This is a genomic window from Komagataeibacter diospyri (genome assembly GCF_006538165.1).
Classification (GTDB): Bacteria; Pseudomonadota; Alphaproteobacteria; order Acetobacterales; family Acetobacteraceae; genus Komagataeibacter; species Komagataeibacter diospyri.
On record NZ_BDLU01000028.1, the window covers coordinates 37,211 to 56,917 of the forward strand.

Annotated in this window: 20 protein-coding genes; 14 read left to right on the plus strand and 6 right to left on the minus strand. The window is 63.2% G+C overall.

The features are described from left to right. Positions 1-30: 30 nt before the first annotated feature. The 3 genes from recO to rpsB all read right to left on the minus strand — a co-directional run bounded on the left by recO (position 31) and on the right by rpsB (position 2,672). Positions 31-822, minus strand: a complete 792-nt coding sequence (gene recO / locus MSKU9_RS04705) for a DNA repair protein RecO (RefSeq protein WP_141260172.1) — start codon at positions 820-822, stop codon at positions 31-33. Positions 823-871: 49 nt separating this feature from the next. Further along, a complete protein-coding gene (gene tsf, locus MSKU9_RS04710; RefSeq protein WP_141260173.1) occupies positions 872-1,777 on the minus strand; it encodes a translation elongation factor Ts in 906 nt (301 codons plus the stop codon). A 109-nt stretch (positions 1,778-1,886) separates the two neighbouring features. After that, complete coding sequence (gene rpsB / locus MSKU9_RS04715; protein ID WP_061271752.1) at positions 1,887-2,672, minus strand: 30S ribosomal protein S2; 786 nt, start codon at positions 2,670-2,672, stop codon at positions 1,887-1,889. A gap of 275 nt (positions 2,673-2,947) precedes the next feature. Here rpsB and MSKU9_RS04720 point away from each other — a divergent pair, with 275 nt between their 5' ends. After that, the gene (locus MSKU9_RS04720; protein ID WP_141260174.1) at positions 2,948-3,379 is read left to right on the plus strand and encodes an OsmC family protein; all 432 of its coding nucleotides are present in this window, start codon (positions 2,948-2,950) and stop codon (positions 3,377-3,379) included. 120 nt (positions 3,380-3,499) lie between these two features. On the opposite strand, the gene aroC is transcribed toward MSKU9_RS04720, so the two are convergent. Both aroC and fabI read right to left on the minus strand, forming a co-directional pair. Beyond that, positions 3,500-4,591, minus strand: coding sequence for a chorismate synthase (gene aroC / locus MSKU9_RS04725; RefSeq protein WP_141260175.1), 1,092 nt, complete (start codon positions 4,589-4,591; stop codon positions 3,500-3,502). Positions 4,592-4,610: 19 nt separating this feature from the next. Next, the gene (gene fabI, locus MSKU9_RS04730; protein ID WP_141260176.1) at positions 4,611-5,450 is read right to left on the minus strand and encodes an enoyl-ACP reductase FabI; all 840 of its coding nucleotides are present in this window, start codon (positions 5,448-5,450) and stop codon (positions 4,611-4,613) included. A 209-nt stretch (positions 5,451-5,659) separates the two neighbouring features. Between fabI and pdxH the strand changes: the two genes are divergently transcribed. The 12 genes from pdxH to MSKU9_RS04790 all read left to right on the plus strand — a co-directional run bounded on the left by pdxH (position 5,660) and on the right by MSKU9_RS04790 (position 17,345). Continuing rightward, complete coding sequence (gene pdxH, locus MSKU9_RS04735; protein ID WP_141260177.1) at positions 5,660-6,265, plus strand: pyridoxamine 5'-phosphate oxidase; 606 nt, start codon at positions 5,660-5,662, stop codon at positions 6,263-6,265. 130 nt (positions 6,266-6,395) lie between these two features. Next, positions 6,396-7,241: a universal stress protein gene (locus MSKU9_RS04740; RefSeq protein WP_141260222.1), complete on the plus strand. Its 846-nt coding sequence runs from the start codon at positions 6,396-6,398 to the stop codon at positions 7,239-7,241. Between the two features lie 168 nt (positions 7,242-7,409). Continuing rightward, a complete protein-coding gene (locus MSKU9_RS04745; protein ID WP_141260178.1) occupies positions 7,410-8,102 on the plus strand; it encodes a phosphoadenylyl-sulfate reductase in 693 nt (230 codons plus the stop codon). 80 nt (positions 8,103-8,182) lie between these two features. After that, positions 8,183-8,977, plus strand: a complete 795-nt coding sequence (gene cysD, locus MSKU9_RS04750) for a sulfate adenylyltransferase subunit CysD (RefSeq protein WP_141260179.1) — start codon at positions 8,183-8,185, stop codon at positions 8,975-8,977. A gap of 25 nt (positions 8,978-9,002) precedes the next feature. Further along, positions 9,003-10,889, plus strand: a complete 1,887-nt coding sequence (gene cysC / locus MSKU9_RS04755; RefSeq protein WP_141260180.1) for an adenylyl-sulfate kinase — start codon at positions 9,003-9,005, stop codon at positions 10,887-10,889. 145 nt (positions 10,890-11,034) lie between these two features. Continuing rightward, positions 11,035-11,364, plus strand: coding sequence for a DUF2849 domain-containing protein (locus MSKU9_RS04760; RefSeq protein ID WP_141260181.1), 330 nt, complete (start codon positions 11,035-11,037; stop codon positions 11,362-11,364). Further along, positions 11,354-13,042 (plus strand): nitrite/sulfite reductase, encoded by a 1,689-nt coding sequence (locus MSKU9_RS04765; protein WP_141260182.1) that lies wholly within the window; start codon positions 11,354-11,356, stop codon positions 13,040-13,042. Before MSKU9_RS04760 ends, MSKU9_RS04765 begins: the two co-directional genes overlap by 11 nt. After that, complete coding sequence (locus MSKU9_RS04770) at positions 13,029-13,520, plus strand: DUF934 domain-containing protein (RefSeq protein WP_141260183.1); 492 nt, start codon at positions 13,029-13,031, stop codon at positions 13,518-13,520. Before MSKU9_RS04765 ends, MSKU9_RS04770 begins: the two co-directional genes overlap by 14 nt. A gap of 97 nt (positions 13,521-13,617) precedes the next feature. Next, positions 13,618-14,916, plus strand: coding sequence for a 3-deoxy-D-manno-octulosonic acid transferase (locus tag MSKU9_RS04775; RefSeq protein ID WP_141260184.1), 1,299 nt, complete (start codon positions 13,618-13,620; stop codon positions 14,914-14,916). Beyond that, on the plus strand, positions 14,916-15,902 hold the full coding sequence (gene lpxK, locus MSKU9_RS04780; protein ID WP_141260223.1) for a tetraacyldisaccharide 4'-kinase: 987 nt from the start codon (positions 14,916-14,918) through the stop codon (positions 15,900-15,902). The genes MSKU9_RS04775 and lpxK overlap by 1 nt, the downstream gene beginning before the upstream one ends. Further along, the gene (locus MSKU9_RS04785; RefSeq protein WP_141260185.1) at positions 15,899-16,834 is read left to right on the plus strand and encodes an LpxL/LpxP family acyltransferase; all 936 of its coding nucleotides are present in this window, start codon (positions 15,899-15,901) and stop codon (positions 16,832-16,834) included. Before lpxK ends, MSKU9_RS04785 begins: the two co-directional genes overlap by 4 nt. Positions 16,835-16,994: 160 nt before the next feature. Then, complete coding sequence (locus MSKU9_RS04790; RefSeq protein ID WP_141260186.1) at positions 16,995-17,345, plus strand: hypothetical protein; 351 nt, start codon at positions 16,995-16,997, stop codon at positions 17,343-17,345. A 32-nt stretch (positions 17,346-17,377) separates the two neighbouring features. Here the strand turns inward: MSKU9_RS04790 and MSKU9_RS04795 are convergent, their stop codons facing one another. After that, on the minus strand, positions 17,378-18,715 hold the full coding sequence (locus tag MSKU9_RS04795; protein ID WP_227000802.1) for a penicillin-binding protein activator: 1,338 nt from the start codon (positions 18,713-18,715) through the stop codon (positions 17,378-17,380). Between MSKU9_RS04795 and rsmI the strand changes: the two genes are divergently transcribed. Continuing rightward, on the plus strand, positions 18,700-19,689 hold the full coding sequence (rsmI, locus tag MSKU9_RS04800; RefSeq protein ID WP_227002377.1) for a 16S rRNA (cytidine(1402)-2'-O)-methyltransferase: 990 nt from the start codon (positions 18,700-18,702) through the stop codon (positions 19,687-19,689). The two genes, MSKU9_RS04795 and rsmI, sit on opposite strands and share 16 nt — an antisense overlap. Positions 19,690-19,707 lie beyond the last annotated feature (18 nt).

Consider the following 19,707-nt stretch of genomic DNA (forward strand, 5'->3'; position numbering starts at 1 on the left):
GAAACTTTACGCTTTGTCCAATGGTAGTAATCACTCGGTGGTGGCTGTCGCCCCGTCGGGCGACGCATCCGGCGGGGGAATGTCCGCCTCCCGCGCGATCATGTCCAGCAGCCTGCACCGGGCTTCGGGCACGGGACGATGCCGCTGGCCAAAGGCGTCGCGTTGCAGGAAATGCCCTGTCAGCTGCAACCCGTCATACCAGTCCACAGGTGTACCGACCTGATCGGGATGCAGCAAGAAACCGGGCAGCGGCAGCAGGCGGCTGCGCCATTCGCCTGCGCGTTCGTCCGATACCGCCCGCCCGGTGCGCGGCGATACCCAGCACAGGTCGTCCCGCCTACCGCCAAGGGCACAGTGTGTCAGGTCCAGGCCGAAGCCAAGTTCGGACAGCAGGAGCAGTTCCCACCGCACGATTTCGGGCATGGCCCCGGCCACCGCCCATTGCGGGTCGAGGCTGATTCGCGCCAGCAGGCTGGCCAGTCCCTGAAAGATGGCGGGATGGGGTTCGCGTTCAGGCAGGCAGCCATCAGCCAGCGCACATAATGATGCCAGCATGGCCAGTGGCAGCGGGGCGTCCAGTATGCGCGCGCTGGAGGCATGGACCGTTTCCGCCGTGATGTTGCCCAGCTGTTCAGGCAGGCGGGCGGTCCAGCGCGCGCGGACAAGGTTGCCGGTCTGCCATACCGCCCGGCCCCGGCTGGATGCCCCCCCACGGGCCAGACCATGATACAGGCCGTATTCACCGGTCAGGACATGCGCAATCGCGCTGCCTTCCCCATACGGGGTGGCGGAAAGCACAAGGGCGGGTGCCTCCCATTCCATCAGGAAGTACCCGCCCTTGCGAAAAGAAAACCGGAAACCGGCAACGAAATCAGTTGCCGGCAGCCTTTGCCACTTCAGCGGCAAAGTCGTTTTCTTCCTTTTCGATGCCTTCACCAAGCTGGAAACGGTCGAAGCCGGTCAGCTTGGCGCCTGCCTTTTCCACGATCTTGCGCACGCGGCTTTCGCCATCATGCACCCAGACCTGTTCCAGCAGCACGACTTCTTCATAGAACTTGCGGATACGGCCATCGACCATCTTTTCGATGATCGCGTCGGGCTTGCCCGAAGCCTTGGCCTGCTCCACCAGTACGGCGCGCTCACGCTCAAGCGCCTGCGGGTCGACGCTGTCCACATCCAGCGCAGCCGGACGGGTGGCGGCGACATGCATGCCGATACGGCGGCCGAGGTCTTCCATCGCTTCGCTGGCGGTCGGCGCTTCAACAGCAGCCAGAACGCCGATCTTGCCCAGGCCGGGGCTTACGGCGGAATGCACGTAGGTCGCAACCACGCCCGACGGCACGCTCAGCACGCGCGCGCGGCGGATGGACATGTTTTCGCCAATGGTGGCGATCAGGTGCGTCAGTTCATCGGCAACGGTGCGGCCGCTTTTCAGCACGGCAGCCTTCAGCTTTTCCAGATCGTCGCCAACGCTCAGCGCCGCATGGGCCACTTCGGAAACGAAGTTCTGGAAATGCTCGTTGCGGGCAACGAAGTCGGTCTCGGCGTTGACTTCGACCATGGCGGCCTTCCTGTCAGCCTGCGCCACGCCAACCAGGCCTTCGGCCGTAACGCGGCCAGACTTCTTGGCGGCAGCCGAAAGGCCCTTCTTGCGCAGCCAGTCGATCGCGCCTTCGATGTCGCCTTCGGCTTCGTTAAGGGCCTTCTTGCAATCCATCATGCCCGCGCCGGTCTTCTCACGAAGTTCCTTGACGAGGGCTGCGGTAATTTGCGCCATTATCCTGATACTCCTCACGACAGGCGCACGCCCCGCATGACTGCAGGGCGTGTCCTTGCTGTGTCAGTTACGCCGGGTGGCCTGTTTCAGCCTGCCCCGGCGTCCATTTTCATTCCGCGCTTGCGGCGGCTTCCGTCACGGCCGTTTCCACGGCGGGGTCGACCGGCAGTTCCTCGGACGCACCAAAGTCCTCGCCCGACGCACCCAGCTCGGCGGAGATACCGTCGAGGACAGCGGACGAAACCAGTTCGCAATACAGGGCAATGGCGCGGATGGCGTCATCGTTGCCCGGGATCGGGAAGGTTACGCCACGCGGGTCGGAGTTGCTGTCCAGCACGGCCACAACCGGGATACCCAGCTTGTTGGCTTCTTCAACCGCCAGCTTTTCCTTGTTCGTATCGATCACGAACAGGATGTCGGGCAGACCGCCCATTTCCTTGATACCGCCGAGCGAACGCTCCAGCTTCTCACGGTCGCGCGTGATGTCCAGGACTTCCTTCTTGGTCAGGCCCTGGGTGCCGTTTTCCAGCATTTCGTCAATGCCGCGCAGGCGCTTGATCGAACCGGTGATGGTCTTCCAGTTCGTCAGCATGCCGCCCAGCCAGCGGTGGTTGACATAGTACTGGCCGCAACGCTTGGCGGCTTCGGCCACCTGATCGGCGGCTGCGCGCTTGGTACCAACGAACAGCACGCGGCCACCACCGGCGACGGTATCACGGATCGCCTTGAGCGCACGGTCCAGCATGGGAACGGTCTGCTGCAGGTCGATGATGTGAACCTGGTTGCGCACACCGAACAGGTACGGCGCCATGCGCGGGTTCCAGCGGCGGGTGTGGTGACCGAAGTGCACGCCGGCTTCGAGCAGCTGGCGCATTGTGAATTCAGGCATCGCCATGTCGGCTAAATCCTTGTGTCTGGTTTATCCTCCGTGAAGCACGCCCTGTTTTTCAAGGACACCAGAGGTATTGGCTTCACGTGCGAATTGGCCCCAACGCGGGGCCGTGGCGGGATATGGCTGTTTTTAGCGCATATTGCAAGGGCGCAGATGACGCGGGGCGCATCGTGATGCAACTTTTCGCAAGCGGAGTGGTTGCCTCATGCGAGGGATGGCTATCATCCACGGCGGGTGTCATGCCCGCATTGCAACATGAAAACAGGGATCAAGGCGTAATGGCGATCACGAAATTTGCGACGGCACACTGGTCAGGTGGACTGAAGGACGGCAAGGGCGAAATTTCGACCCAGAGCGGATCGCTGAAGAACCAGCCTTACGGCTTCAACACCCGTTTTGAGGACAGGCCCGGCACCAACCCCGAGGAACTTCTGGGCGCCGCCCATGCCGCGTGTTTCGCCATGGCCCTGTCGGGCATTCTTGGTGGCGCGGGCCTGACGGCCACATCACTGGATGCAAAATCCGAAATCGTGCTGGACAAGCAGGGCGAAGGCTTTGCCATCACCCATGCGAAACTGACGCTGGAGGCCGAAATTCCCGGCGCCACCGAAGCACAGTTCAGGGAACTGGCGGAAAAGGCAAAAGCCGGATGCCCGGTCTCGAAACTGTTCAACACAACGGTCACGCTGGACGCAAAGCTGAAAGGCTGACCCAACGGATGGCGCGGGGGTGGACCGGCCACCCCGCGCCAGACCATGGGCACGCTTTGCCGAACGTCCCGTGAGCAGGCTGCAGAGAGCTGGACGGGGCGCATGCAGCGACCCGAAATCTTACAGGATCACAGGGTCCTGACAGCCCACCTGTCCCCGATGGCGCAGCAGGTGATCAGCCAGAACGCAGGCCATCATCGCTTCCCCCACCGGTACGGCGCGAATACCAACGCAGGGGTCATGCCGCCCTCTGGTCATGACATCCACGTTCTCCCCTTCACGCGTGACGGAGGGCACGGGGGTCAGGATTGAACTGGTCGGCTTGACCGCGAAACGCGCCACGACCGGCTGTCCGGTGGAAATACCACCCAGCACGCCACCGGCATGATTGGAAGCGAACTGGAGCCTGCCATTTTCCATGCGCATCGGGTCCGCGTTTTCCTCCCCCGTCAGGCAGGCAGATGCAAACCCTTCCCCGATTTCGACCCCTTTGACCGCATTGATGCTCATCAAAGCCATGGCAAGGTCGGAATCCAGCTTGCCATAGATCGGCGCGCCCAGCCCCGGCGGCACGCCTTCGGCCATGACCTCGATCACGGCACCGATGGACGATCCCTTCCTGCGGATATCGGCAAGGTAGCCTTCCCATACCGGCAGTATCGCTGCATCCGGACAGAACAGGGGATTGTCATTGACCATGTCCCAGTCCATCCGCGCACGGTCGATGGCATGCGGCCCGACCTGCACCAGCGCACCGCGGATGCTGACCATATCCCCCAGCACCTTGCGCGCCACGGCCCCCGCCGCGACCCGCATGGCCGTTTCCCGCGCCGAGGAACGACCGCCACCGCGATAATCGCGGATGCCGTATTTCATGTCATAGGCGACATCAGCGTGGCCGGGACGGTAACGGGTTGCGATATCGCCATAATCACGCGAACGCTGGTCGGTATTACGTATGACCAGCGAAATCGGGGTGCCGGTCGTCCTGCCCTCAAACACACCGGACAGGATCTCGACCTGATCGGCTTCCTGACGCTGGGTGGTGAATTTCGACTGTCCGGGCCTGCGACGGTCCAGCCAGGGCTGGATATCCGCCACATCCAGCGGGATACGCGGCGGGCAGCCGTCAATCACGCAGCCGATGGCCGGGCCATGGCTTTCGCCCCACGTGGTGACGCGGAACAGATGGCCAAAGGTATTGTACGACATGGGGGCAGGATTCCCGCGATCAGTTACCCGCGACCGTGATATCCGGCGCGGTGGGGTTTTTCATGCCGACAATATGATAGCCGGAATCAACATGGTGAATTTCACCCGTAACGCCACCCGACAGGTCGGACAGCATGTACAGGCCCGCGCCACCCACTTCTTCCAGCGACACGTTACGTTCCAGCGGGGAATTATACTGGTTCCACTTCAGAATATAGCGGAAATCGCCAATGCCATTGGCCGCCAGCGTCATGACCGGCCCCGCTGAAATACCGTTGACGCGGATGCCATCACCACCAAGGTCAACCGCCATGTAACGCACCGAAGCCTCCAGCGCCGCCTTGGCCACACCCATCACGTTGTAATGCGGCATGACGCGCTCGGCCCCCAGATAGGTAAGGGTCAGCAGCGAACCGCCCGGGTTCATGATGGCCGCAGCGCGCCGGGCGACAGCGGTGAAGGAATAGCACGAAATGTCCATCGCCTTGAGAAAGGCGTCGCGCGGGGTATCAACATACCGTCCGCGCAGGAACTGCTTGTCCGCCCAGCCAATGGCGTGGACGAGGAAGTCAATCTTGCCCCATTCCTTCTCGATCGCGGCAAATGTCGCATCCATGGCCGCGTCATCGGTCACGTCACATGGCAGGACCAGCGAAGATCCCACGGTTTCGGCCAGCGGGCGCACGCGCTTGCCCAGCGCCTCGCCCTGGTAGGTAAAGGCAAGCTCGCCCCCCTGCTCGGCCACGGCGCGCGCGATGCCCCATGCGATGGAGCGGTCATTCGCAACACCCATGACTAGGCCCCGCTTGCCTTTCATCAATGAACCCTTGATGGCGATTTTGGGCGCGCCGTCTGACATGCTGGTATCCTTAATGGTAAATGACGGATGAAATTTCGGCCTCGTGGTTGCACAAGCTGCCGTTTTGGACAAGATGCCGATTGCGCTAATTGTAGCCAATAATTGTCACATGGTAACTTACCTTATGTTTCCATATGTTTCGTATCCCTGCCCCGGTCGCGCCCGGTGCAGGCCGGTACCAGGCATGCAGCGTTACGGAACCCCGCCCCATGACCCTTCCCCTGATCGACCTTGATGCCGACCCGTTCGACCTGTTTGACGCATGGATGCGGGACGCCACGGCGCACGAACCCAACGACCCGAACGCCATGGCGCTGGCTACCGCCACGGCTGACGGGCGGCCTTCGGTGCGGATGATCCTGCTCAAGGGCGCGGACCGGCGGGGGTTCGTATTCTATACCAATCTCAACAGCCGCAAGGCCGCCGAACTGAAAGCCAACCCGCACGCCGCCCTGCTGTTCCACTGGAAAAGCATCCGCCGCCAGATCCGCATCGAAGGTGCGGTGGAACCCGTCACTCCAGCCGAGGCCGATACCTATTTCGCCAGCCGTAGCCGGATTTCCCGACTGGGCGCCATCGCATCGGACCAGTCCCGCCCCCTGCCCGACCGCGCGGTGTTCGAGAAGGCGGTGGCCGAACTTGAATCCCGCTATCCCGATCCCGGGGCCGTCATTCCCCGTCCCGCCAACTGGAGCGGTTTTCGCGTCGTGCCACAGCATTTCGAATTCTGGCAGGACCGTCCCTACCGTCTGCATGACCGCGCCGTATGGGACCGGACAGCCGATGGCTGGACGACGGAGCGCCTTTACCCCTGAACTTAACGCCACCTGATCCGTTTTTATTTATTAAGGGGCGTGTCGCACCCGCCAGACGGACCGCGCGCCCCATGAACGGATCAGGAGGCGGGGCATGTGCATACGCAGGATATTGTTGCCATTGGCCGGGATGAGCCATGCGGAAAGCGCGCTGGACGTTGGCGGCGCGATTGCACGCATGTTCGATGCACATCTCGCCGTACTGCATGTGGGCACCGACATGCAGGAAGTCGGGCCGCTGGTAGGTGAAGGCCTGTCGGGCGCCATGGTGCAGGAAATGATCGCATCTGCCCTGAAGGAAAGTGCCGCGCGCCTCAATGGCGTGCGTGGACTGTTTGATGCATTTGTCACCCGCGAACAGATCCCGGTGGTGGCGGTGGACTCTCCCCTTTCGCCGGTGGGCATGCACGGCCTGTCCGCCAGCTTCATTGCCCATAACGGCCATACCCGCAGCGTCGTGTCCTTCCAGGCGCGCCTGTCCGATATCGTGGTCCTGCGCCAGCCCAACCCGGAGGGAGATGTCTCCTCATCCGATACGCTGCATGCCATCCTGTTTGAAAGCGGGCGCGGGGTAATAATCGTGCCGCCCGTGGCCCCGCCGACCATAGGCAGACGCATCTGCATCGGCTGGAACGGCACGTCGGAAGCCGCATCCGCCATCCACCATGCCCTGCCGCTGCTGAAACGGGCGGAAGCCGTGCATATCCTGCACAGCCCCGCCTACCAGCGCCCCGGCCCCGAAGCCCGGCATGTACGGTCATTCCTGTCATTGCATGGCATCATGGCCAATATTCACGAATTCGGTAGTGATTCCCGTCCGGTCGGCGAAGACATGCTGGGCATGGCCCATACGCTGGGCGCGGATACAATGGTCATGGGGGCGTATTCCCACTCCCGCCTGCGTCAGATGATTCTGGGTGGCGTGACCCGTCACATGCTGGAAAACAGCGATATTATCGTTATCATGAGCCGCTGAGGGATACATCCGCCGCCATATCCCGCAACATTCGTACCCCCGTCACGGAATATGCGTATTATTATGTGTAAATGCTAGGCGACGCCTTGATTTTACAAACCGCGGGGATTAGGTGTGGCGGAGAAAAGAACGCCATAGCCTAGTGTAAAATCCGGCCTGGGGGAGATTATGCGCATCAATGCGGACATTATGGCAGAACTGAAGCAGGCGGGAGAAAATGCCTCCGACGTGCTTCGTGTTGCCCTGACGCGGCTGCGCGGACGTATTGCGCTGGTTTCATCCTTCGGGGCCGAATCTGCCGTCATGCTGGCGCTGGCGGCAGAAATTGATCCCGCCGTTCCGGTACTGTTCCTTGAAACGGGCCAGCATTTCCCCGAAACGCTGGCATACCGGCAGGAACTGGCCCGAGTGCTGGGGCTGCGCGACGTGCGCGACCTGCACCCCGCCCCCCAACAGATCGAACGCCGCGACCCCGAAGGCCAGCTATGGGCTTTTGACCCCGACGCCTGCTGCGCGCTGCGCAAGGTCGAACCGCTGGATGAGGCCATGATCCCCTTTGATGCGTGGATCACGGGCCGCAAGCGTACCCAGGCCGCAACGCGGCAGGGCCTGCCGGTAGTGGAGGACGCGCCCGGCGGCAAGATCAAGATCAACCCGCTGATAAGCTGGACACCGCGTGAACTGGACGCTGAAATGACGCGTCGCAACCTGCCGCGCCACCCGCTGACGCTGCGGGGCTATCCCTCCATCGGGTGCGCACCGTGCACGCGTCCCGTGGCCGAAGGCGAGGATCCCCGCCAGGGTCGATGGGCCGGGCAGAGCAAGACGGAATGTGGTATCCATGTCCGCAAGGCATCCTGAGGCGGGCGCCGCCGTACCGGCCGGGCTGAGGCCGCCAGTTTCCTTTGTTTTCTTTCCTGTTACGGAAGGTCTGTAATTCCATGGACGATCTCGACCAACTAGAGGCCCAGAGCATCTTCATCCTGCGTGAAGCCTACCGGAAGCTGAAGCCGCTGGCGATGCTGTGGTCGCTGGGCAAGGATTCCAACGTCATGCTGTGGCTGGCGCGCAAGGCGTTCCTTGGCAACGTGCCGTTCCCGGTCATGCATGTTGATACCGGCAAGAAATTCCCGGAAATGTACAGGTTCCGCGATGAATATAGCAAGAAATGGAACCTTGAACTGCTGCTGGGTGACTGCCCCCCGGTGGAAGACATCGATCCCACCCTGCCGCCTGCCGCACGTTCCGCCGCGCGCAAGACCGCGGGTCTTGCCGCGATGATCGACAAGTACAAGCTGGCAGGCGTGATCGCGGGCATCCGCCGTGATGAGCAGGCCACCCGTGCCAAGGAACGCGTGTTCAGCCCCCGAGGTGCAGGCCACAAGTGGGACGTACGAAACCAGCCGCCCGAATTCTGGGACCAGTACGCCACCCCTCACGAACCCGGCATGCATGTGCGCGTCCATCCCCTGCTGTCATGGCGCGAGATTGATATCTGGCGCTATATCGAGCGTGAGGGCATCCCGCTGGTTGACCTGTATTTCGCGAAGGATGGCAAGCGCTACCGCTCGCTGGGGGACCAGGACATCACCAGCCCGGTCGAAAGCAACGCGACCACCGTGGCCGAAGTGATTGCGGAACTGGAAACGTCGCGCACGTCCGAACGCGCGGGACGTGCCATGGATCATGAATCCGAGGACGCGTTCGAACGCCTGCGCGTGGCCGGCTACCTCTGATCGGACAGGACGGAGTTATATTACAATGAGTACAATCCCGACCCCTGCCCCGCAGGACGCCGCCACCCCCATCGTGATCGTGGGCCATGTCGACCATGGCAAGTCCACCCTGATCGGTCGCCTGCTGTATGATACCGACAGCCTGCCCGAAGGGCGTGTCGCGCAGATCATTGAATCCAGCAAGAAGCGCGGGCTGACGGTTGAATGGAGCTTCCTGCTCGACAGCCTGCAGATCGAGCGCGACCAGGGTGTTACCGTTGATTCCACCCGTATCCCCTTCCGGCTGGGCACGCGCCAGTTCGTGATCGTGGATGCGCCGGGCCACCGCCAGTTCCTGCGCAACATGATCACCGGTGCGGCCGATGCGGAAGCCGCAGTACTGGTGGTTGATGCGAACGAAGGCGCGCAGGAACAGACCCGCCGCCATGCCATGCTGCTGCGCCTGATCGGTATCCGCCATGTCATCGTGCTGATGAACAAGGTCGATATCCTCGACTACGACCAGAAGAAGATCGAAGCGGCCGAGCGCGACATCACCGCCCTGCTGCACCAGCTGGAAATCGAGCCGACCGTGTTCGTCCCCGCTTCCGCGCGTGAAGGCGACAACATGGCGTCGCGTTCGGACAAGATGCCGTGGTACAAGGGCCCGACCCTGACCGAGGCACTGGCCGCGGTCCCCGCCCCGTCGTCGCGCGCCGACCTGCCGCTGCGCCTGCCGGTACAGGATGTCTACCGCTTCGATACCAAGCGCATTGTCGTAGGCCGTATCGAACGTGGCCGCATCCGCGTTGGGGATGAGGTGGTGATTGGCGTGCATGGCGCGCGTGCCCGCATCGCCACCATCGAAAGCTGGCACACGGCGCCGCAGGTAGCCGCGATTGCAGGCCAGTCCGTGGCCGTGACGCTGGAACCCGATGTCATTCCTGACCGTGGCGACTTCCTGTATCCCGCATCTGCGGCACCGCTGCGTGCGGCGCGCATCCGCACGCGCCTGTTCTGGCTGCGTCAGGAACCGCTGCGCGTGGGCGAAAGCTTCAAGCTGCGTCTTGCCACGGCGGAACATCAGGTCACGGTGGCGGCCATTGATTCCGTGGTGCGCCTGGAAGACCTGACCGAACATCCTGCCGAGGAAGTGCCGCCCGAGGGCTTTGCCGAAATCACGCTGGCGGTGTCCGAAACCATGCTGTTCGATGCGTTCGTGCCTGGCACGTCGGACGGGCGTGGCGTGCTGGTGGACCGCAACCAGCAGATCGTCGGTGGCGCGCCGCTGATCGGGGTTGCCGAGAGTGTCGCGGGCCGCAACGCCATCCACCCGACCGGCAGCGCCGTGTCGGTATGGGACCGCGCGCAGGCGAAGGGCCATCGTGGGGGCGTGTTCTGGATGACCGGCCTGCCGGGCGCGGGCAAGAGCACGCTGGCGCGCGGCGCGGAAACGCGCCTGTTCTCACGCGGGGTCGATGTGTCGGTTCTGGATGGGGACACGCTGCGCGCGGGCCTGTGTTCGGACCTCGGCTTTTCGGAAGCGGACCGTCGTGAAAACGTGCGCCGTGCCGCGGCCGTGGCCCGCATCCTTGCGGAAAGCGGACAGGTTGTAATCGTCGCCCTGATTTCGCCCACCATTGCAGACCGCGAACTGGCACGCCAGATCGTGGGTGAAGGTTTCCATGAAATCTTCATCGACACGCCGCAGGCCACGTGTGAACAGCGTGATCCCAAGGGCCTGTATGCCGCTGCGCGCGCGGGCAAGATCGAAGGCTTCACCGGCATCGACGCACCGTATGAAGCACCCGTGAAGCCCGACCTGCGGCTGGAAACGGCCCATGCGTCGAGCGATGAGACCGCAGCGCGCCTCGCCGCCTTCATTGGCGAGGAAACCCGCCTTGACGGGGCGACCCGGCGCCAGAAGTCCTGATACCAGCGGGGTCAGGCCGCCAGCCGTGGCCGCCTGACCCCACACAGGACCGGATTTAGGTTACGGGCACCAGTTTACATGTCTGGCGCCTTTTTGTACCAGTCACGGCAGATTGCCTGTTGTCTGGAAAAGGATCGGTTCACAAGTGGATGTCAGGAACAACCGCCGGGATACGACCGGTGCCAGCGTCATTACCGCCAACCGCCTGCTTGATGGCCGCATTGTCTGGCTGACACAGCAGGGGTGGTCGGAACATATCGGCCATGCCCGTGTTTTCGACAATGCGGATATCGAAGGCGCGATAAAGCAGGCCAAGGCCACGCCGGATGCCCGCAAGCTGGTAGGTATCTATGGCGTGCAGCTTGACCCGTCGGCTACCGGCCTGTCCCCGCTTACGGTGCGTGAACGCATCCGTGCGTTCGGGCCGAGCGTCCACCCTGATTTTGCCCCTGTGGAGACATCCAATGTCCACTGACACCGCAACCCTGCCGGTTGGCCGGTATGCCTATGACCAGGTGGACCGTACCTTCCTGTCCCAGCGCGTGGCGCAGTTCCGCGAACAGGTAAACCGCCGGATTGCGGGTGACCTGAGCGAGGATGAATTCAAGCCGCTCCGCCTGATGAACGGCCTGTACCTACAGTTGCATGCCTACATGCTGCGCGTGGCTGTGCCCTATGGCATGATGGGGTCCGACCAGATGCGTGCGCTGGCCCGTATCGCGCGCACGTATGACCGTGATTACGGGCACTTCACCACGCGCCAGAACATCCAGTTCAACTGGATCCGGCTGGAGGATACGCCCGATATCCTTGAACACTTGGCGGGCGTGAACATGCATGCCATCCAGACCAGTGGCAACTGCATCCGCAACGTGACGTGTGACGAGTTTGCAGGCGCTGCCGCCGATGAACTGCTGGACCCGCGCATCCATGCCGAGATCCTGCGCCAGTGGTCCACGCTGCACCCGGAATTCTCGTTCCTGCCGCGCAAGTTCAAGATCGCGATCAGCGGCAGCCCGCATGACCGCGTCGCGGCCCGCTTCCATGACATCGGTCTGGTCGCCCGTCCCGGGCCGCAGGGGCGTCCGGTGTTTGACGTGTTCGTGGGCGGTGGGCTTGGCCGCACGCCAATCATTGGCGTGCAGCTGCGCGACAACCTGCCGGAAGAAGACCTCGTAGCCTACCTTGAGGCCATCGTGCGCGTGTACAACGCCTATGGCCGTCGCGATAACATGTACAAGGCCCGTATCAAGATCCTTGTGCAGGCACTGGGCGTTGACCTGTTCCGTGAAAAGGTCGATGCGGAATTCGCATTGATGAACCGCGCGGACTACCGCCTTGATCCCGCCATTGTCGATGGCATCCGTGCGCGTTTCGGCATTCCAGAGCTGGTGGCCCCTGCTGATGCGGCGCAGAAGCTTGCTGCCGACCGCAAGGCCGATCCCGCCTTTGACCGCTGGGTGCGCACCAACACCCATCCCCACCGCAATGACGGTTTCATAAGCGCCGTTGTTTCCATCAAGCCCGACGGCGGCATCCCCGGCGATATCACGGCAGACCAGATGGATCTGATCGCCGATCTGGCCGATGGCTGGTCGTTTGGTGAAATCCGCGTGACCCATATGCAGAACGTGGTGCTGGGCCATATACGCAAGGACCGCCTGCGCGAACTGTGGACCAGGCTGGTCGCGGCTGGTCTGGGCACGCCCAATATCGGGCTGGTGGGCGATATCATTGCCTGCCCTGGACTGGATTACTGCTCACTGGCCAATGCGCGGTCCATTCCCATCGCACAGAAGCTCAGCGCCCGCTTCGCCGATCCGGAACTGCAGGAACGCATCGGCAGGCTGCATATCAACATCTCGGGCTGCATCAATGCCTGCGGACACCACCATGCGGGCCATATCGGCATCCTTGGCGTAGACAAGCGCGGCGAGGAATTCTTCCAGCTGACCCTTGGTGGCTCGGCGGCCAATGACGTGGCCATTGGCCAGATCATCGGCCCGGCGCTACCTGAAGACGAGACGGTCGATGCCATCGCACGCCTGATTGATACCTATCTGGTGCTGCGTCAGGGCGATGAGCAGTTTATCGATACCTACCGGCGTCTTGGCGCCGCCAGCTTCAAGGATGCCGTCTATGCCCCTGCTTGAGAATGGCCACATCAAGGATGACACCTGGGTCACGATAGCCGAAGATGCGCCCCTTCCCGCGACGGGTGCCGTGATCGTGCCCTTCGCACGGCTGGAAGAAGGACTGGCGCGCGCTGGTGATGCGCCGCTGGGTGTCGCCATCGGGCCGGATGTGGATGCAGCCCTGCTGCGCCCTGCCCTGCCGCGGCTTGGTCTGGTGGCAGTCACGTTCACCACCTTCCGTGACGGGCGCGCCTTCACGCAGGCCCGTGCGCTGCGCGAACATCTGTCGTTTTCTGGCGAAATCCGGGCGACGGGCAAGCCGCTGCCGGACCAGTACGAATTCATGTTGCGCTGCGGCATCACCACCGTGCAGACCGAACGCGCGGAAGACATAAGCGTATGGCAGCAGGCGCACGAAATCATTTCCGTCGCCTATCAGCCCTCCGTCCTGCATGAACGCACGCAGGGGCTGGGGCTGCGCCGCTTCCTGTCCTGACCATGCGATGGGAAAAGGTTCTGTATCCTTTTCCCATCTGACAGGGCGTGTTACCGCAGGGCATGCGCAACCACCGTGCTTTTGGACTGATACAGACATGAAGCGCCGGGACATGACGGGCGCGCGCCTGTGCGGTGCCGTCCTTGCGGCAGGATGGTGGGGTGTCGCCAGCCTGCTGCCGCCCGTCCTGCGCCTGAACCTGTCGCGTCGCCTGAAACGCGGCAGGGAAATACCGGCCAGCCTGCCGCAACGCCGTGGCATTGCCGGTATGAGCCGCCCGCATGGTCCGCTGGTCTGGCTGCATGCCGCAAGCGTTGGTGAAAGTATTGCGGTGCTGCCGGTTATCAGCCAGCTTCTTGCCGCCCGTCCTTTCCATCATATCCTGATAACAACCGGAACCGTTACGGGTGCCGAAATCCTGCACGCGCGCCTGCCGGGCATGGATGGGCATGAGCGGGTCCTGCATCAGTTCGCGCCGCTGGATGTGCCACACTGGGTTACGCGGTTTGTCGATTTCTGGCGTCCTGATGCGGCAGCGTTGGTGGAAAGTGAACTCTGGCCCAACCTGTTCGCGACCTGCAGGCGGCGGCGCATCCCGCTGGCGCTGCTTAACGGACGCCTGTCGGACCGGTCACTGTCCCGGTGGGGCAAGGCGCGTTGCCTGCTGGCGCGCATGCTGTCCACTTTTACATGGGTCATGGCGCGCAGCCCGGAAGATGCCCGCCGCCTGCGACAGGGCGGTGCAAGGCGGATCGACCTGATCGCCGACCTGAAGGAGGCTGCCACTCCGCTGCCTTGCGACCCGGCACAGCTTGAGCTGATCCGTCGCCATCTTGGTGGGCGCCCGGTCTGGGTGGCGGCCTCCACCCATCCCGGGGAAGAAGCCGAAATCATTGCCGCCAGCGCCATCATCCGCCAGGCCGTGCCTGACGTGCTGACCATCATCATTCCCCGCCACCCCGAACGCGGGGCGGATATCGCGGCACTGGCGGATTATCCCCCCCGCCGGGCGGCAGGGCGGTTCCCCACCACGCGGGACAGGATATGGATATGCGATACATTGGGGGAAACGGGACTGTTCTATGCCCTTGGCGCACCGGTGTTCATGGGTAACAGCCTGTCCGGTTGCACAGGTGGCGGCCATAATCCCGTTGAACCGGCACGGGCGGGATGCCCGATTGCGGCCGGCCCGAAAACTGGCAATTTTCGTCAGGCCTATGCCCGGTTGGGGGACCGCGTCCACAACGTGCACACCACGCGGGACATCGCCCGATGGGTCATCACGCAACTGCGGCATCCCGACAGGGGTAGTGGGACATCCCCTGACACTGCCCCCTCCAATCCTGACATGGCCCGGCAGGTTGCCCTTGCGATTCTGGCATTGGGGCAACGATGATGCGCGCTCCGGCCTTCTGGTGGACTGCACCTGCCCATCCGGGGTGGGCCGCCCGCCTGCTATCCCCCCTGTCGTATCTGTACGCGAAGGCGACGGCCCGTCGGGTCGGACGCAGCGGATGGCGCGCGCCAGTACCCGTGCTGTGTTGCGGGAATATCGGGGTAGGCGGCACGGGCAAGACGCCACTTGGGCTTGACCTTGCACAACGCGCCATTGCCCGTGGGCATCGCCCGGCCTTTCTATCGCGGGGGTATGGTGGAAACCTGCCTGCGGGTACACGGGTTGACCCGGACCAGCATACGGCGCGCGAAGCTGGGGATGAACCGCTGCTGCTGGCCCGTATCGCACCCTGCTATATCGGCGCGGACCGGGCGGTTTCAGCCCGGCAGGCCATACGGGACGGGGCCGACTGCCTGTTGATGGATGACGGGTTCCAGAATCCCACGCTGCATCAGGATCTCGCCCTGGTGGTGGTGGATGGCACGGTCGGTTTCGGCAATGGACGGGTCCTGCCCGCAGGGCCGCTGCGCGAACCGGTCCATGCCGGTCTGGCGCGTGCGGGGGGCATGGTCATGATCGGTGCTGACCGGCAGGGCATTCTGGCCGGCATGAAAAACAGGCCGCCCTGTTTTACAGCCATGCTGCAACAGGATGTGGGCAATCTGCCGCGTGACAGGCCCCTTATCGCCTTTGCCGGGATCGGACGGCCCGCGAAGTTCTTTGACGGACTTGCCAGGGCGGGATTTCCCCCCCTGCGCTGCGTGGCATTTGCCGACCACCATCCCTATACCCGGACGGAATGCTGCGCCATGCTGGCACTGGCTGCGCAACTGAATGCGTGCCTTGTCACCACGGAAAAGGACGCCGTACGCCTGCCCCCCGCCATGCGGGCGCAGGTCATGACCGCCGGGGTGCAACTGGCATGGGGTACGCCAGCCATGCCCGAACACATACTTGACCAATGGCTGGGCAGGACAGACGCATGACAGCAGCACCCTCCACACGCCCCGCCACCCGGCAGATGCATCTGGAAGCCGCTTTCGTGCGTGGACTACTGGCCATATTCCGCCGTATTGGCCCGGTAAGGGCCTCCAACCTGGGTGGTTTCCTGTGCCGCATGGTGGGGCCACGCCTGCCGGTGTCCCGCATTGCGGACGCCAACCTGCGCATGGCCATGCCCGAACTGGACGCCACCATGCGCCGCCGCGTGATAGTGGACATGTGGGATAATATCGGCCGCAACGCTGGCGAGTTCCCCCACCTCGCCACCCTGCCCCGCAATCCGGGCAGCGGCCCGGGATGGGACGTAGTGGGCGAAGAATACCTGACCGCACAGGCGGAGCGCGGCGGCCCGACCATTTTCGTATCCGGGCATATCGGTAACTGGGAAATGCTGCCGCCCGCCGTGGCGCGGTACGGCCTGCCTTTTTCATCGTTCTACCGTGCGCCAAACAACCCGCTGGTGGACCGTATCCTGTGTGACCTGCGTGATGCGGCCATGGGGCAGCCGGTTCCCCTGTTTGCCAAGGGGGCGAAGGGGGCTCGCAGCGCGCTGGGCCACATCCTGAAAGGCGGCCATCTGGGCATGCTGGTGGACCAGAAAATGAATGATGGCGTCGCCGCCCGGTTTTTCGGCCTGCCCGCCATGACGGCAGGGGCCATGGCGGCCATGGCGGTCAAGCTGCGCTGTCCGGTCATTCCCGGCTATGTCGAACGGCTGGGTCCGGCACGGTTGCGGATTCATGTCCATCCCCCGCTTGACCTGCCCGATAGCGGCAACCGGAGTCAGGACCAGATGGACCTGACCCAGATGGTGAATGACTGGATTGAAGGCACCATTCGCCCGCATCCCGGCAGTTGGCTATGGCTTCACCGCCGATGGAATGTGCATTTGCCCAAAAAGAAGCCTAAAAAATAACCATCTTTGCAACATATTATTGCTTTTTTATCACAGGGTGAGGTTTCTGCCTGTTTCTGCGGCTTTCATTCCCAAATTCAATTTGGCAAAGCAGCCATGCAGGAATAGCGTTGTTCCTACATTGTCACACCACGACAGTCAGAGGGCCAACGGAATGCACATGATGGATCAGCAGGCGTATGCCACCAATGTTGTTTCCCTGCGGCAGGGCTTGCTGCCCCGTCACCGCGAATACCTGATGCGCTGGCTGCAGGCCGGTGCCTGCATGGGCCTATGTGACGCGGACATTACTGACCGCGACGAAAATGATGAAATCGACATGGAACACGTTCTGGTCTGGGTACGTGAGAACGCAAACCCCGCCTACATGGTTCGCCCCGATGGCAAAGGAATGGGCTGGGTGCTGATCGACCAGATTCACGAACGCCCGCTGGCAACCTACCGCAGCTTTGAAGCCGCACTTCATGCGATCCGTCCGGTGCTGTCCTGCGGGGCGACTGTCGCGGCCTGAACGACCGCGACACGTATCATCCCCCTTCGCGCCTAATTGGCGCTGCGGCGCAGCTTGCCTGCGGGGGGTATGACAATCCTGCTGCCACCGGATGGCAGGATCTGGAACACAGCAAGATCACGCCGCGTCTTGCCATCTTCAAGAAAACCGAAGGCACCATCCACCCCGCCAAAACCTTCCGGTCGGGTCAGTGCCTGCACGGAATAGCCATTGGTGCTGCCTGCGGGGCGGTTCTGGTCCAGTGCCTTGACCAATGCCGCTGAATCATAGGTCAGGTCCGCCAGCGGCGTCGGCATATGGTGGTACCGCGCCATGAACTGCTGCACGAAGGCCTGACGGCTTGCCGGATCAGGTGCTGCGTACCACGCGCCCTGCAATGCCGACAGCTTGGAGACGAAAGCGCCCCACAGGCCCGGCCCCATGATCTGCACATGCGTGCTGTCCACATGCGTCTCGGCCAGAGCGTTGATGACCATACCCAGTTGCAGCCCCGTATCGCCCAGCAGCAGGGCATCAAACGGCGGTGCCGGAAAATCCGGTGTGGCGGCAGGTACTGCGGGGGGCTGGTCGGATGCCGCCGCCGGGGGGGCACCATCGGGGTTTGCGGGATCGACGGCCGTATCGGTCTGCGGCAATTCGGCCTGGGCATCTGGCTGCGGCACGGCAGCGGCGCGGGTTTCATAGGCGGACAGGGTTTTCAGGCCCGCCGTAACGGATGCCTGCAGGCTTTCATGATACACGATCTGCGGGGATTGCAGCCCGTTTTCCGCACACACCTGCTGAAGCGCCTGTCCCAACGCATGACCCAGACGGTTTTCAGGCAGGAAGGCGGCAAAATGCTGACGTCCCTGCTGCCGGGCGGCCAGCACCATGCGGCGCACCTGCTGTTCAGGAGCAATGCCCAGCGTCCATACGCCGGGCTGGGCCACGGACATGTCACTGGTGAAGGCCAGCATGGGAACATGCGCCGCCGTGGCAACGGGGGCGGCTGCGGCTGTATCATCCGTGGTCAGCGGCCCGAGGATCAACCCGTCGCCTGCCGTAACCGCGGCCTGCGCCGCAGTGGCGGCGGTGCTGCCCGGGGCTGCGGTGTCATGCACATCCAGCGGCGGCGCGGTGGGGGTGTTCATGGCCATACGGGTAGCTGTCAGCATTTCCTGGCCCAGCCGGGCATTCGCGCCGGTCAGGGGCAGCAGGACACCCACGTTGCGCCCGGCCTTGGGGGCGTGGTGGTGGCCACCACCGCTGGCGCATGCCGTAAGGGCCGACAGCGCCAGCCCGGCAAACAATAAGCGCTTGCATGCAAGGCGCGAAGAGGCAGAATCAACATCCTGTCCTTGCATCTGGGTTCCGAATGTCTGACGCCTCATCTTCCTCGCCTTCAAAATCTCAACATGCCGCGGAACATCCGACGGACATTCCCCCAGAAACGGTTCATAGCGGAGAAACGCCCCTCCGTCATGCAGGGAACGCGGATGAATCCATTCCGGTTGTGCACCGGCCGGGAGAACTTGTCCTTGTTTCCACACCCATTGGCAATCTGGGGGATATGAGCCACCGCGCAGTGGCGACACTGGAAACCGTTGACCTGATCCTGTGTGAAGATACCCGTACCAGCGCGCGCCTGCTGCGGGAATACGGTATCCACACCCGCACCCGCCCGCTGCATGACCATAACGAGGACCGGCAGATCCCCGCCCTGCTGGACGCACTGGGCACGGGGCAGCGCATTGCGGTGATTTCGGACGCGGGCACGCCACTCATGTCCGATCCCGGCTACCGCCTGGTGCGCGCAGTCGTGGCGGCGGGCGGCCATGTCACCGCCGTGCCCGGTCCCAACGCAGCGGTCATGGCGCTGACCCTGTCCGGCCTGCCCCCGCATCCGTTCATGTTTTCAGGCTTCCTGCCCCCGCGTGAGGCTGCACGACGTGAGGTACTGGCGCAGTTGCACGCGGCAGAATGCGCGGGCCTGTCCGCCACATTGATCTGGCATGAAGCCCCGCACCGGCTGGCGGAAATGCTGGCGACACTGGCCGATGTCATGGGGAGTGACCGTCCCGCCGCCGTGGCGCGCGAACTGACCAAGCGATTTGAGGAAGTACGCCGGGGCACGGTGACCGAACTGGCTGCCCATTACGCGGACAACCCGGCCCGTGGTGAAATTACCGTAGTAATCGGGCCACCATTGCAGGATGACAGCACGGCCACGGATCTGGACACGCAGTTACGTGAGGCCCTGCGCACCCTGTCGGTCAAGGATGCGGCCGCCCTTGTGGCGGGCATTACCAGCCTGCCCCGGCGCACCGTCTATGCCCGCGCGCTGGAACTGGCGCGCGAAACATAAGGAACAATTTAAAAACAA

Coding starts and splice junctions, on each gene's coding strand:
- recO (WP_141260172.1), bottom strand. CDS start 822: ATGGAATGGGAGGCACCCGCCCTTGTGCTTTCCGCCACCCCGTATGGG.
- tsf (WP_141260173.1), bottom strand. CDS start 1,777: ATGGCGCAAATTACCGCAGCCCTCGTCAAGGAACTTCGTGAGAAGACC.
- rpsB (WP_061271752.1), bottom strand. CDS start 2,672: ATGGCGATGCCTGAATTCACAATGCGCCAGCTGCTCGAAGCCGGCGTG.
- MSKU9_RS04720 (WP_141260174.1), top strand. CDS start 2,948: ATGGCGATCACGAAATTTGCGACGGCACACTGGTCAGGTGGACTGAAG.
- aroC (WP_141260175.1), bottom strand. CDS start 4,591: ATGTCGTACAATACCTTTGGCCATCTGTTCCGCGTCACCACGTGGGGC.
- fabI (WP_141260176.1), bottom strand. CDS start 5,450: ATGTCAGACGGCGCGCCCAAAATCGCCATCAAGGGTTCATTGATGAAA.
- pdxH (WP_141260177.1), top strand. CDS start 5,660: ATGACCCTTCCCCTGATCGACCTTGATGCCGACCCGTTCGACCTGTTT.
- MSKU9_RS04740 (WP_141260222.1), top strand. CDS start 6,396: ATGAGCCATGCGGAAAGCGCGCTGGACGTTGGCGGCGCGATTGCACGC.
- MSKU9_RS04745 (WP_141260178.1), top strand. CDS start 7,410: ATGCGCATCAATGCGGACATTATGGCAGAACTGAAGCAGGCGGGAGAA.
- cysD (WP_141260179.1), top strand. CDS start 8,183: ATGGACGATCTCGACCAACTAGAGGCCCAGAGCATCTTCATCCTGCGT.
- cysC (WP_141260180.1), top strand. CDS start 9,003: ATGAGTACAATCCCGACCCCTGCCCCGCAGGACGCCGCCACCCCCATC.
- MSKU9_RS04765 (WP_141260182.1), top strand. CDS start 11,354: ATGTCCACTGACACCGCAACCCTGCCGGTTGGCCGGTATGCCTATGAC.
- MSKU9_RS04770 (WP_141260183.1), top strand. CDS start 13,029: ATGCCCCTGCTTGAGAATGGCCACATCAAGGATGACACCTGGGTCACG.
- MSKU9_RS04775 (WP_141260184.1), top strand. CDS start 13,618: ATGAAGCGCCGGGACATGACGGGCGCGCGCCTGTGCGGTGCCGTCCTT.
- lpxK (WP_141260223.1), top strand. CDS start 14,916: ATGCGCGCTCCGGCCTTCTGGTGGACTGCACCTGCCCATCCGGGGTGG.
- MSKU9_RS04785 (WP_141260185.1), top strand. CDS start 15,899: ATGACAGCAGCACCCTCCACACGCCCCGCCACCCGGCAGATGCATCTG.
- MSKU9_RS04790 (WP_141260186.1), top strand. CDS start 16,995: ATGATGGATCAGCAGGCGTATGCCACCAATGTTGTTTCCCTGCGGCAG.
- rsmI (WP_227002377.1), top strand. CDS start 18,700: ATGTCTGACGCCTCATCTTCCTCGCCTTCAAAATCTCAACATGCCGCG.
- MSKU9_RS04795 (WP_227000802.1), bottom strand. CDS start 18,715: ATGAGGCGTCAGACATTCGGAACCCAGATGCAAGGACAGGATGTTGAT.